Source organism: Pseudomonas sp. B20, assembly GCF_020515755.1.
In the GTDB taxonomy this organism is placed as follows: Bacteria; Pseudomonadota; Gammaproteobacteria; order Pseudomonadales; family Pseudomonadaceae; genus Aquipseudomonas; species Aquipseudomonas syringae.
This window is the reverse complement of record NZ_JAHPJG010000005.1, coordinates 70998-84918: the sequence shown is the minus strand read 5'-3', so window position 1 is coordinate 84918 and position 13921 is coordinate 70998. Positions and strand designations below refer to the sequence as shown.

The following is a 13921-nucleotide window of genomic DNA, read 5'->3' as shown; positions in this document are numbered from 1 at the left end:
GGCTTCGCTGCATGTGACAGGCCGTTTCCCCAGGAGTAGTCGGCGGATGGCGTTTATCAGATGGATGACAGAATGTTTAAGAAAGTGAACACGGCCCTCCTGGGTCTGGCCATTTCCATGGGCCTGATGCCCGTGCAGGCGGCTGAAACCAAGAAAGTCGACGTACTGCTCGTCGGCGGCGGCATCATGAGTGCAACCCTCGCTGTGTGGCTCAACGAGCTGGAGCCAAGCTGGTCGATGGAAATGGTCGAGCGTCTCGACGGCGTCGCCGAAGAAAGCTCCAACGGCTGGAACAACGCCGGTACCGGTCACTCGGCGCTCGCCGAACTGAACTACACCCCTGAAGACAAGAACGGCAACGTCGACATCTCCAAGGCCATCGAGATCAACGAAGCGTTCCAGATCTCCCGTCAGTTCTGGTCCTGGCAGGTCAAGACCGGCGTTCTGAAAGACCCGCGTTCGTTCATCAACTCCACACCGCACATGAGCTTTGTGTGGGGCGACAACAACATCCAGTTCCTGCGCAAGCGTTACGCAGCATTGCAAGCCAGCCCGCTGTTCAGCGGCATGCAGTACTCCGAAGACCACGAGCAGATCAAGAAGTGGGTCCCGTTGATGATGGAAGGTCGTGATCCGGCGCAGAAGCTGGCCGTGACCTGGAGCCCGATCGGTACCGACGTCAACTTCGGCGAGATCACTCGTCAGTTCGTCGCCAACCTGAAAGCCAAGCAGAATTTCAATCTGCAGTTGTCGAGCGAAGTCGAAGACATCAATCACAACGACGATGGCACCTGGCGCGTCAAGTACAAGAACCTGAAAGACGGTACTGTCACCGAGACCGACACCAAGTTCCTGTTCATCGGTGCCGGCGGTGCAGCGCTGCATCTGCTGCAGGAATCCGGTATTCCTGAAGCCAAGGAATACGGCGGCTTCCCGGTCGGCGGTTCGTGGCTTGTCACTGACAACCAGACCCTGGCCATGCAGCACATGGGCAAGGCCTACGGTATCGCGTCGACTGGCGCGCCACCCATGTCGGTTCCGCACCTGGACACCCGTGTTCTGGACGGCAAGCGCGTGATCCTGTTTGGCCCATTCGCGACCTTCTCGACCAAGTTCCTGAAAAACGGTTCCTACTTCGACCTGCTGACCAGCACCACCACGCACAACGTGTGGCCGATGACTCGCGTTGGTATCGAACAGTACCCGCTGATCGAATACCTCGCCGGTCAGGTGATGATGTCTGACGACGATCGCTTCGCTGCTCTGCAGCAGTACTTCCCGAACGCCAAGAAAGAAGACTGGCGCCTGATGCAAGCCGGTCAGCGCGTACAGATCATCAAGCGTGACGAAGAGAAAGGCGGCGTTCTGAAGCTGGGTACCGAAATCGTTGCTTCCAAGGACGGCAGCATTGCCGGCCTGCTGGGTGCTTCGCCAGGTGCCTCGACTGCAGCGCCGATCATGCTGGGCGTGCTTGAGAAAGTCTTCAAGGACAAGGTAGCGACTCCGGAATGGCAGGCAAAACTGCACCAGATCGTGCCTAGCTATGGCACCAAGCTGAACAACAATCCGGACCGTGTTGCCGAGGAATGGGCTTACACATCCGAAGTTCTGCAGCTGACCCCGCCACCACCGGTGAACAAGACAGGTAATGCTCCAACACCTGCACCTGCTGCCCAGCCAGCGAAAAGCAATCCAGCCAGTGACATGGCGCTCTAAGGCTTTCACAGCTTGAGCAAAGCCCCGCCAGACCTTGTCTGGCGGGGCTTTTTTTTTGTACGCCGTTGCGCAGGCACACCCTGCCCACATGAAAACACGTCGAACTCTTCGCGTCGTTCGCTCCTCCAATCAGGACGACACACAGAGAGGAACTGCAATGAGCAAGCATACTGACAAACCTTCCAGCCACACGCCTGAACAGTCCGCGCCAACCACAGACCAGTCCGGCAAGCCGGTCGATGTGGTGCACAAGGACATAGCGCAGGAAAATCCCGAAACCGAAGGCGTGGACAAGGTCATCACCCCGACGTCCATCAAGGAAAAAGAGCAGGATGCCGAAACGCTTCGCGCTAAAAACCGTGAGCTCGAGCGCAAGCTGAATGGCCAGGGCTGATTGCCCAAGCGGGCCTGTAGCAACCCAGCACTTGCCGATAATTCGCTAAAAAATGGCAGGCATGGCCTCAAAGGCCCACACCTGCCAACTTGCAGGCATTTCCCCTACATAGTCAGTTAAAGCTACGCGTCCAACGGGCACCTGTTATGGTGACCCACTTCCTTCTATCTCTGGCTTGTATCAGCAGAGCGCGTCATCCAGGTCTCCACGCCGCACTTTCGCGGCAACCTCGCATATTCTTGCGCTGTCCATCCGGGCCGCTGGCCGCCCAAATTCCCGCTGCGGCCAACAAAAAGCCATCTGAATCGCGTTCAGCGTCGATCGACTGCACGTCGTACCAAGCAGTGGCTGGCTGTTCCCGGCTGAAACACTCTGTGGAGTTCACGCAATTGATCAAGGACATGCTGGATGCAAAGCCTGACGCAGCGCTTGAGGCTGCGCTAGCCGAATGTGCCCGAGAGCCGATTCGTGTTCCTGGCGCGATTCAGCCGCACGGCGTCTTGCTCAGCGTTGCAGGCGCTCCCCTTTGCATTGAACAGGTCAGCGCCAACTGCGCAACAGCACTCGGGATGACCGCTGACGAGTTGCTGGGCAAGCCTCTGTCATGGCTGCTGTCGCCTGAACATTCGGCCCTCATCGACCATGCGTACAGCCACCCCGCTGCCCCGCACATCGACCCTATAAAACTGACGCTCGGAACCGCCCACTACAGCGCCTCGCTGCAGCGTATCGACGATGTCCTGATTATCGAGCTGGAGCCCTTCGTGGAGACCACTCACGGGCAGTCCAGAATCCTTGCCCAGGTATTGCGCAACCTGCAGGCCGCCACCACGCTGGAAACGCTGTTCGATATCAGTGTGCACGAGATTCAGGCGCTTACCGGCTACGACCGGGTCATGATTTACCGGTTCGAGCCCGAGGGCCATGGCAAAGTCGTCGCCCAGGCGCTGACCGGGCCATTGCCCAGCTACAGCGGCTTGAACTTCCCTGGCTCGGACATTCCCGCTCAGGCGCGAGAGCTGTATCGGCTGAACTGGATCCGTGTGATTCCGGACGCCACCTACGTTCCCGCGCCCCTGATACCGACCCTGCGCGCGGCGACAGGGCAACCGCTCGACTTGGGCTTCTCGACGCTGCGCAGCGTGTCGCCAGTGCATTGCGAGTATCTGAAGAACATGGGCGTGCGCTCGTCGATGAGTATCTCGTTGCTCGATGGCGGCGAGCTCTGGGGCCTGGTTGCCTGCGGTCATCCCGAGCCGTTGCGGGTGTCCAGAGAGCTGCGCGATGCCTGCGCGATGATCGGTCAGTTACTGTCGGTGAAAATTTCCGCCATTGTCGCGACCGATGTGCAGCGCGAGCGGGAAGCGAAAGTTGCCCTGCTCGGACAACTGGCAGACGCCATGAGTCGCGCCAATCATGAAGTGCTCGACGGGCTGGTGAGCCGGCCCGAGCTTCTCATGTCGCTGACCCTGGCAGACGGTGCGGCTGTGCTGATTGACGATCAGGTTCATCTGTTCGGCACCTGCCCTGCAATCGAACAAGTGCGTGAGCTGTACACCTGGATACGCGACACCGGCCTGGCGCATCAACGCACCAGACAGCGGGTGACGGGCCTGCAGGGTCTGGGGGTTTTCCACACCAACTCCATGCAGAGGGAGCTGGCCGCCAGCGCCGTTTACAGAGACGTCGCCAGCGGCGTCATTGCATTCACGCTGCCCAAGCCGATTGATAACGCTGTCATGTGGTTTCGTGCCCAACTCACCTCCACGATGAACTGGAGCGGCGACCCGACCCACCACGTCAGTACCCGCCCGGAGAGTTCCGCGAGTCATCGTCTGCATCCAAGGCAGTCTTTCGATGTCTGGGAGCAGGAGGTTACCGGCATTGCCAGCCCGTGGTCGCGCGCTGATCTCTATGGCGCTGAAGACATTCGTCGTTCTGCTCTGGAGAGCGACCTGGAGCGTCAGGTGCAGCGTGAACAGGAAGCGGTCCGTTTGCGTGATGAGCTGGTCGCCGTGGTCTCCCATGACCTGCGCAACCCGATGTCGATCATCATGCAGTGCGGCATGATGCAACGCTGGGCGGTGGGCGACACACACTTTGAAAACCGCAATATCCGCCGTGCGCTGGGCACCATCGAGAAAGCCACGACGCGCATGAACAGCCTGCTGGAAGACCTGCTCGATACCGCGCAGATCGAAGCCGGCCGTTATCAGCTGTCGCGCCTGCCGCTGAGTGTTACCAGCCTGCTGGAAGAAGCCTGCAGCCTGCTGGTGATGCTGACCACCGAAAAGAACATCGAGCTCAACTGCACCGCCGCGCAAGGCCTGGTGGTCGATGCGGACCCGGAACGAATCTTTCAGGTACTTTCCAACCTGGTTGGTAACGCCATCAAGTTCACCCCCAAAGGTGGCCGAATCAACATCGATGCGGTCGCCGATCAACACGAAGTGCTGTTCAGGGTGAGTGATGACGGGATCGGTATCCCGGTCGAACACCTGCCTTTCATTTTCCAGCGCTATTGGTCCGTCAAGGAAGGCAATCCGCGCGGTAACGGCCTGGGACTGTATATATGCCAGGGCATTGTCACGGCCCACGGCGGGCGTCTATGGGCTGACAGCTCACTGGATTCGGGGAGTGTCTTTTCCTTCACCCTGCCGGTGCATCGGGGGCTGGATACCGTTGGCGAAACGACATTTTTAAAGCAGAACGGTACGACTCACCGACTGGCGCAGTCCATTTCCAGCAAACTGGAGCGCCAGCAACTGGAGGATCGTCTGACCCGCGCCGGGTTGCTCAACGAACTGAACCATCGGGTAAAAAACACCCTGGCAACCGTCCAGGCCATCGCCTCTCTTACTGTCAACAGCTCTGCGTCACTGGAATCCTTTCACAAGAGCTTCGGTGCGCGCCTGTTCGCCCTGAGCCAGGCGCACGATGCACTGGCGCGTGCAGAATGGATTTCCACCGAACTGGTCGACCTGATAGAGCAACTGCAGGAGGTGGACTCGGGGGCACACAGGATCAGCTTCGAAGGCGACCCGGTGACCCTGGAGCCGCGCTTTTCACTGACGCTTTCCATGGTGCTCCATGAACTGATGACCAATGCAGTGCAACACGGTGCGCTTTCTTCAGCGGCAGGTCAGGTGACAGTGACCTCTACGCTGACTGGCACCCCCTCTGCGCCCACGCTGAAAATCGAATGGAAGGAAACAGGCGGCCCGCCGGTCGTCGCAACCACCGTGAAAGGCTTTGGCTTGCGCTTGATACGCCGCAGCATAGAGCGAGAACTCAAAGGCCAGGCCGACATTCAGTTTGCCCGTACAGGGATCGTCTGGACAATGCTGATTCCCTGGCCAGACAAACCGGAAAGCCACTTATGAGTTCAGAATCGGACGACCAGACCTCGCTCCCCAAAGTGCTGTTGGTGGAAGACGAGACCATGCTCGCCATGTTGATGGAAATGCTGCTTGAGGATCTGGGTTTCGCGACCGCTTACCACGCCAGCACGCTGAACGAAGGCATTGAATATGCACGTAACGGCGAGTACGACCTGGCCATCCTGGATATCAACATTATTGGCGGAGACTCGTTCCCGATAGCCGCCGCCATTGCCGATCGCGGCATACCCTTCATGTTTTGTTCCGGGTACGGGCGGCTGGGGATCCCCGACACGTGGCTCGACCGACGTTGCGTTGCCAAACCGTTCAGTGCCGAGCAACTGAGCGAAGCGTTGAGTGAGCTGCTTGAGACCTGATTCGCTACTTCGGTCGGCGTCAGAGAGCAGGCCGGGGCGCTCCGGCCTGACCACTCCGATTATGAAGCGATGGTGGTTTCTTCCGGCCCCGGCCACTCGCTGTCCGGCACGTCCATGAGGGTGCCGTCCTTGACCCCATCGATCTCGTACTGGGTCAGGTAGTCCCTGAGGTGATCGGAAAACCGGTCGACGCGGGTCTCCTGCTTGCCCTCCTCGATCATGCCGGGAATCAGCAGCGCCACAGCGCCCACCCCGGCGGCGGCCAGTCCCAGGGTGCCGGCCAGCAGCGGCAAGGCGCGCACCACGCTGCCCGTCAATTGCAGGACGCCTGCCGTGCCCTCCGCCGCTGATGCCAGACCGGCCATTGCGCCCAGCGACCCGGCAGTGATACTCATGCCGCCGGCGACCAGCTCGCCTCTCCTGATCGATTTCACACCGTCAAAGATGCCATAGGCCCCTGCAGCCACTCCGGCCAGTCCGCCCAGCCCCTTGGCAGCGTTTTCCAGTTTCGACAGGTTGGTGGTTATCTCCTTGTAGATGTCCGGCTCGAGCATATCCTTGATGTCCTTGAACATCGTGGTGACATTCTTGACGCCGCCCTCGGTCAGCAAGGTAGCGCTTTGCACCGAACCTGTGGTGATGTCGACGATCTGCCGATCAGTCAGCGCCCCCGCGCCATTTGCCCCCTTGGCGATAGTGATACCGGCCATGAACAGGCCGCTGACACCATGCAGGACTCCGGCACCGGAAGCCGCCTTGATCGAAGAGTTATCGCTGAACAGGCCCAGTTCGGAAATGGACTTGGTGCCCTGACGCAACAGATCCCAATTCCCTCGAAACACGCCCAGAATCTGGTCGGACGTAGCAGGCTTGCCGTCGGCATTGGTCAGCAACTCGGGGTTGCTTTCACCGATCTGGTCGATCAGCGACCTGACTTTCGCTTCGTCCAGCGTATCGCCGCCATCCTTGCCAAAAGCCTTCTTCAGATCCTCGAAACTAGCGTCCTTGAAGACATTGTTCTGGGCAATGGCGGTGTAGTTTTCAGTCAGCTTGTCGTCGTACTTTCCTGTGAACTCGGGGTTCAGCGCAGCGTTATACATCGCCACTTCCATGCTGAACTGGCTGGTTGCCACTTCGAAGCTTTCAGTCTTCAACAACTCGTTGAGTCGCTCACCCGAGACCAGCGTTTTTTCGTAGAACGATTCGAAATCCTTATTGTGCGCAGACTTTTGCACAGCCTTTTGAATTTCACCCGGATCACTCACACCCAGCGATTCCTGAACGCTTTGAGCCGAGCTGTAGAACCGGGCCAGAGCCGTCTGCTGATCGGTCTTGCCGTCCTTGGTGTTGGCGTCCCACAGCTTGTCGAGGGCCTTGCCGGTCTTGATGTCATTGTCGTAAGTGCTTTGCAAGGCGCTTTTGAGCCCGTCGCTGCCCTCCAGCACCTTGCTCAATTCGCTGGTCGCGTTCTCGTTGTAAAACGTGACCACCTCGGGGTCCTTTTCGAGCAACGAGATATGCTCGTTGACGTCATCGAGCAGCTTTTGCGGGTCGGGATGACTGCGTACATTATTGGCAATCTGCACCTGAGACTTGTCGTCCTTCCACATGCCCGCACCGCTGCCCTCGACAATCAGGCTCTGGGCAGCCTTGAGTTCCTGCAGGACTGCGGCCTTCTGTTCTGCGGTGTAGTTCTGCGGATGCTCGAACACATCCTTGTCGAGCGCGTCGGTGCTGACCTTGTTGAGCAGATTGCCCTCTGCAACGGCTTCGAGCAGCGTGCCCACGGCACCGACGTCTTTCGGCGCGTCATTCTTGAGGAACGCCTGAATGTCACCACGGCTGGCCTTGCCATCGGTGCCTTGCTCGAGCGGGCTTTTGGCATTATCGAGCAGCGCAAAGGCGCCGGGTTGCGACCAGAAGTCCAGCGCCTCCCTGACCTCCTTGCCGAGCTGCGGATGCGTGTCCCGGTAGGTCGCCAGCGCTTCGGCGGTCAGCTCCGCAGAACCGCTCTTGCCCTTGATCGCGTCATGGTTCTCGTCGAGGATTGCTGCGTAGCGGGCGATTTGCTTCGAGGCATCATCAGCATCGGGACTGGCTTTCAGAAAGTCCTTGTAACTGCTGATGTCTTCGGTCTTCTTCAGCGCCGGCAGCGCATCGAAGCCCAGTTTGCCGAAGTCCTGCAAGCGTCCAGCCTCGGTGCCATGCTTCGCTTCGGCGCCTTTGGTGAAGCCATCGACTCGACTGTTGAACACATCGCCCCCAGACTGAATCTCACCCTTCTCGTTGTACATCGTCACCCGGTCGAGCACCTGAACCGCGCGAAAGGCTGCATTGGCGTCCTTTTCGAAATCTCCGACGCGCTCCTTGAGCATGTCCTTGACACCGCTCTGGTTGCCGAGATCCCTGAGCAGCGGATTGGCGTCGATGATCTCCTGTGCCGAGCGCGTGTCGTCCTTGGGCAGCTCCCACAAAAAGCCCAGCTTTTCGGCTTGTTCGCGAGCCTGGGTGTTGTCGCCAGCCGCCGAAATATTGCTCAATTGACCCGAGAGGCTGGAGAAACCGTGCTTGCCAAAATCCTGCAGACGACCGGCTTCGGTGCCGTTACGGGCTTCGCCGCTTTTGGTGAAACCATTGATACTGCCGTTGGCCACGTCACTGCCGACGATTCGTCCACCACTGCTGTCGAACTGTTCGATATGGGCCAGCACCTGAGTGGCTCGATAGGCTGCATCTGCGTCGGTATCGAAGTCGCCGACCTGCTCTTTGAGCATGTCCCTGACGTCACTCTGATTGCCCAGGTTCTTGAGCAAAGGGTCACCGTCGACGATACTCCTGGCGTCCCTTTCATCGCCCTTCGGCCGCTCCCACTGAATCCCGAGCTGCTCGGCCTGTTCGCGAACCGCAGGGTCATCGGCTGGCGATCTGATTTCGTGCAGTTTGCCCTTGAGGCTCGAGAAACCGTCCTTGCCGAAATCCTTAAGACGACCGGCCTCCGTGCCGTGCCGGGCATCGCTGCTGCTGGTGTAGCCATCGATACGATTATTACCGATGTCCTTGCCGGCCAGACGGTCACCGTTGGCGTCGAAGGTTTCAATGTGTTCGAGCAATTGCACGGCTCGAAACGCGGCACTTGAGTCCTTGGTGTAGTCACCGACCTGAGCAATCAGGTTTTCCCTGGCTTCCCCTCGGTCACCTCGCCCGCCGAGGTTTTTCAGCAGCGGGCTATCGTCGATGATCTGCTGAGCGGAGCGTTTGTCATCGGCAGGCAGTTGCCACTCGATACCGACCTCACGTGATTGCTGTACCGCCTGTTCCCAGGCTTTGGCATCGGTAGGATCGGTGGGTTTTTCAGTGCTGATCTTGCTAACAGTCGTCATTGTTATTTCCTTCCATTGGCCACCAGACGTTCCATCGCGTTACAACGCCGCTCGTGCAGGCAGCGCGCGCCGCTACGGATTGGCCTGGTGCGAGACGGGCCTTTGCAGGCAGAGGCACGGAGCCTGGATAACTGTCAGGCGTCCGCTATCAATTACGATTAGAAAGACTTTGCATTAAGAAGGGATGACATCACCGCGCAACTTGCCGTACACCAGACGACCGGATACGGCGCAGGAAAGAGGCGAACTTATCGTGCGTGGCTCAGCGTCTGAAGTAACAGGGCATCTTCGATTGCCGCACCGCTGGCCGTGTTATCGAATATGCACCATGTTTCGACGCCCTCTTCCACAGACGCCAGCACCTGCCGGCCCAGAAACTCCAGCCGTTGAGGGCCGTAGGCACTGTGGTAAATCTTCGGTGAGCCGTGCAGCCGCCAGTAGCGGGCGCCTGGCCATCCGCCAGGAACATGGCCCGTGCTGATCGGCGAAGGATCGGCCGCGACTCGTGCAATACGCTGATCGACCAGAAGTGCCTCGGCCCGGCACCAGGACTCATGACGCGGCTCAAGAACAAGTGTGCCGCTGTAACGACTGCACAGCGCTTTAAAAAAGCGTTCTGCGACATCCGGAATATAGTCAAGAGAAGGCGGTAGTTGAATAAGCAGGCAACCCAGTTTTTCACCCAGCTCACTGCACTGGGAAAGAAACACATCCAGTAACACTTCAGCATGCTGCAACCGTTGATCATGAGTAATCAGTTTGGGGAGCTTTACCGAAAAGCGAAAATCGTCAGGCACCGACTGTGCCCAGCGCCTGTAAGTCTGCGGACGGTGTGGCCTGTAGAACGAACTATTGATTTCAACGGTGTTGAAGCGTGACGAATAACGTTGCAGATGCGTTCCGGCAGCGGGAAATGCAGCATAGTGCTCGCGCCCCAGACTCCAGCCCGCGCAGCCTGTGCGCAATGACAACGGGGTGTTCAATACAGCACCTTGCCGGCTTCACGCATGAATATTTCCACAGTCTTGGGGCCAATGCCGTCGAAGGCTGCCAGATGTTTCTCGAAGTCTGCGCGGTCCTCGCTCGCCTCGTGGAGATTGCCGATCGTGCCCGCGTAGTCGGCGTTGAGCCTGGCACACAGCGCCAGCAGTCTATCGGCCGTGGACTCGTCATAGCGCACGTAATGCGCTTCGCCGAGCATGCTGACCAACTCGCGATGGGTGCATTGGCCCAGTTTGCGTGGCGTGTCGCGGTCATGCTTTTCGATGATCACCCGGTACGCCTCACAGGCGATGGCCGACTGAATTCGCTTGCCCATCAGAAAACTTGCAATGAGCCACTTGAACAAGGCCTTTTCCGGGTCCTTGGCAAAATCGATATGCAACTCTGCAGCATTGACGGTTCGATTCATGAAGTCCTCTGTAAGTGGCCCTACCGGTCGCGTTAGTTCGGCAGCCGGTCATGCAAAGGACCGTTCGGGCAAATGGCGTGTTGATAAAAAATCGTTACAAGTCGACCAACGGTAAACGGAGTAGCGGCTAACTGATGTCAATTAACGTGGGCGCGATTTGTGCATCGATCTCATAACAGTCATCTCATGTCACTAGACTTTCCGCTTTCCGGACAGTCAACGCGTTAAATCAGGCATGCGGTCAGGCATTGGTGTACACCCGGTAACACTGGGCGTCCGCTCAGTTACAACTGATCTGCCGAAGGTCAACAGGCGCCGGCAGATAAACAGAACATTCATCACTACATAGACACACATCGGGACCTTCATGCTCCTGCAAGGTGCGGCGGCGCAGTTATTACTTCTGACACAGGTCTAAGCATGGATTTCGAAGCAAGCGGCCATGATGAAATGGCCATTCAGGAAACAGGTGAGGCGTCACGCAGCGACGAGGCCATTCACTTTGGCTCATTCACCCTGCTTCCACGCGAATATTTGCTGCTCAAGGATTCACAGCCGGTGCCGCTGGGCAGCCGCGCAATGGCGCTGCTGGTCGCTTTCGCCACACGGCCAGGCGAATTGCTGGAGAAAGCCGAACTGCTGACCCTGGCATGGCCCAGAGCAGTGGTCGAGGAATGCAACCTGCGTGCGCAAATCGTTGCCCTGCGCAGAGCACTGGATGCCGAAGAGAACTACATTGTCACGGTGCCGGGCCGCGGCTACCGATTTGTCGCGCCGGTCAGTGTGCAGTCGGCGGTGCGCCCCGAGCCTGCGGCGCAAGTGGACACGCCCGTCAGCTTAAGCGTGCCGACAATCAATCGTCAGGTGCTTGGGCGTGACGAACTGATAGCGCAACTGTCGGAGCTGACCCTGTCCCGACGTCTGTTGACCCTGAGCGGTCCCGGCGGCGTCGGCAAAACGACCGTAGCGCTGGCACTGGCTGACAGTCTGACCGCGCAATCGGGCCTCAGCACCGCGTTCGTCGACCTGACACCGGTCAACGGCACACAACCGATATTGGGCAGAATCGCGTCCGCGCTGGGGCTCAGCGCCGAGAACGAACAACCGCTGCACGACATACCGCCATCGCTGGTCGGTCGCCCGCAATTGCTGGTCCTCGATAACTGCGAGCATGTGCTCGACGAAACCGCCGCTGCCGTCGAAGCATTGCTGGCCAATGCACCGCTGTGCTGCATCGTCGTGACCAGTCGCGAACCATTGCGTGCGCAGGGCGAATGGGTGCATGAGCTCGGCCCGCTGCAGGTGCCCGATGAGCACGAAGCGCTCACGGCCGCGCAGGCCATGGGCTATTCCGGGGTGGCGCTGTTCGTGACCCGCGCCAGAGAGCAGGACCCCGAGTTTGCCTTCAATGACGGCGACGCCGAAACGGTCGCCGCCATCTGCCGCAAACTCGACGGTAATCCACTGGCCATCGAACTGGCCGCTGCACGCGCCAGGACCTTCGGCATTCATGACCTGGTCGGCCTGCTGGACGGCAGTTTCCGGTTGCAGATGACCGGCCTTCGCACCGCCTTGCCGCGCCAGCGCTCGCTGAGTGCCACGCTGGACTGGACCTACGGAATGCTCACCGGGCACGAGCAGGCGTTGCTGCGCCAGCTGTCGATATTCAACGGGTCTTTCACCATTGACGGCGCCATGGCGATCGTCAACATCGGTTTGCCGGACGTGCGCATGACGCTGCCGATGCTCGAAAGCCTGCTGGAAAAATCGCTGCTCGGCACCTTCGATCACAGCCAGGGCAAGCGCTTCAGGCTGCTGGAAACAACACGTCTCTACGCCCACGAAAAACTGGTGCAGTTCGATGATGTGCCACGCCTGTGCCGTGCTCACGCTCAATGGGCACTGACCCTGCTGGAACACGGCAGGCAGGATCTCGAACAACTGTCCCAGGAGCTCTGGACCCAGCGTTACGGCATAGAGATCGATACCATTCGAGCGGCGCTCACCTGGGCCTTTTCGGCCGAGGGCGACCGCCAGCTGGGGGTCGAACTGACGCTGTGCAGCTCGCCATTGTGGCTGCGCCTGTCGCTGGTGCGCGAATACCAGGACTGGGTAAACCACGGCCTGCCCCGGCAGGTGGAAGAGGCACACATGGACCGTCGGCAGCGTATGCGTCTGCTGACCATGTCCGGCAGCATTCTGATGCTGACCTACGGTGCGGGACAGAAAATGCGCGAGGTCTGGCAGCAGGTCAGTGAAGATGCCGAAGCGCTGGACGACTCCGAATACCGCCTGCGGGCGTTGTGGGGAAAATGGAACGACCACACCTGCAGCAACAAGCATCTGCAGGGTACGCAGGTCGCTTCGCAATTTCTGGCATTGGGCAAGGACTATCGCATTGCTGACTGCCAGTTGCTGGGCAGACGCATGCGCGCCACCAGCGCGTTCTATATGGGCGATATGAAGACGGCGCGTCAGTCTATCGAAGAAGCGCTTGGCGCCCCGCGCTCGCCGTCCTCGCACATTATCGACATGCATTTCGACCAGCGTATTGCAGCGCAATCGCTGCGGGCCCAGGTTCAGTTGCTGATCGGTAATACCGGTCAGGCCATGGTCGCTCTGGAAACCAATGTGCAACAGGCTATTGCGCTGAGTCATCCTGCAACCCTGTGGTACACCCTGGCGATCAGTGCGATCCCGGCGACGCTGATTGCCGGTACGCTGCACAAGACGCGGCATTTCCTCAAGCTTCTCAAGCAGAGCAGCGAACGTCAGCCACTGCATGTCTGGCGCCAGCTGACCAGTTGCTATGAAAGCATTCTGGCGATCCGCGAAGGCGATGCCGCAACGGGTGTGCCGCTATTGGGAGAAGCCCTGCAGCAATTGCGCAGCCACGTGGAAACGCCTCTGCATGCGATGCTGCACACCGAGTACGCATCAGGTCTGGCGGCACTCAGACTCGAACCTCTGGCGCTGGAAATTCTCGATGAGCTTCATATTGGCGCGGTGGAAAATCATGATCGCTGGTACTTGCCTGAAATCATGCGGGTCAAGGCCCAACTGATGCTCGACCAGCCACATGACTACTCGCTGGAGGATGTGCGCACCATGCTCGCTCAAGCACTGGATACGGCGCGTGAGGACGGTACGCATTTCTGGGCATGGCGTATCAACACCGACCTCAACCGTCTGACAGTGGTACGCGGCACACCCGCTACCCGCTACAGTCCGGTGGTGCACTAGAGGTCTGGTGGTGGCTGATA

General features: G+C 59.1%; 8 protein-coding genes. 5 read left to right on the top strand and 3 right to left on the bottom strand.

The genetic code is table 11. The features are described 5' to 3' along the window. Positions 1-72 precede the first annotated feature (72 nt). The 4 genes from mqo (at position 73) to LIX91_RS06950 (ending at position 5867) form a co-directional block, all read left to right on the top strand. On the top strand, positions 73-1716 hold the full coding sequence (gene mqo / locus LIX91_RS06965) for a malate dehydrogenase (quinone) (RefSeq protein WP_044309634.1): 1644 nt from the start codon (positions 73-75) through the stop codon (positions 1714-1716). 157 nt (positions 1717-1873) lie between these two features. Beyond that, positions 1874-2110 carry a hypothetical protein gene (locus LIX91_RS06960; RefSeq protein ID WP_010411190.1) on the top strand — a complete coding sequence of 79 codons (237 nt, stop codon included), beginning with the start codon at positions 1874-1876 and terminating at the stop codon, positions 2108-2110. Between the two features lie 401 nt (positions 2111-2511). Next, a complete protein-coding gene (locus tag LIX91_RS06955; RefSeq protein WP_226488297.1) occupies positions 2512-5493 on the top strand; it encodes an ATP-binding protein in 2982 nt (993 codons plus the stop codon). Beyond that, complete coding sequence (locus LIX91_RS06950; RefSeq protein WP_103689481.1) at positions 5490-5867, top strand: response regulator; 378 nt, start codon at positions 5490-5492, stop codon at positions 5865-5867. Before LIX91_RS06955 ends, LIX91_RS06950 begins: the two co-directional genes overlap by 4 nt. A gap of 59 nt (positions 5868-5926) precedes the next feature. Here LIX91_RS06950 and LIX91_RS06945 read toward each other — a convergent pair whose 3' ends face one another. The 3 genes from LIX91_RS06945 to LIX91_RS06935 form a co-directional block, all read right to left on the bottom strand. Further along, positions 5927-9247, bottom strand: a complete 3321-nt coding sequence (locus LIX91_RS06945; protein WP_226488228.1) for a type III effector HrpK domain-containing protein — start codon at positions 9245-9247, stop codon at positions 5927-5929. Between the two features lie 248 nt (positions 9248-9495). Continuing rightward, the gene (locus LIX91_RS06940) at positions 9496-10230 is read right to left on the bottom strand and encodes a DUF72 domain-containing protein (RefSeq protein WP_226488227.1); all 735 of its coding nucleotides are present in this window, start codon (positions 10228-10230) and stop codon (positions 9496-9498) included. Then, positions 10227-10658: a hypothetical protein gene (locus LIX91_RS06935; RefSeq protein ID WP_003410106.1), complete on the bottom strand. Its 432-nt coding sequence runs from the start codon at positions 10656-10658 to the stop codon at positions 10227-10229. Before LIX91_RS06935 ends, LIX91_RS06940 begins: the two co-directional genes overlap by 4 nt. A gap of 420 nt (positions 10659-11078) precedes the next feature. Here LIX91_RS06935 and LIX91_RS06930 point away from each other — a divergent pair, with 420 nt between their 5' ends. Next, a complete protein-coding gene (locus LIX91_RS06930) occupies positions 11079-13901 on the top strand; it encodes an ATP-binding protein (protein WP_003410104.1) in 2823 nt (940 codons plus the stop codon). Positions 13902-13921: the final 20 nt, after the last annotated feature.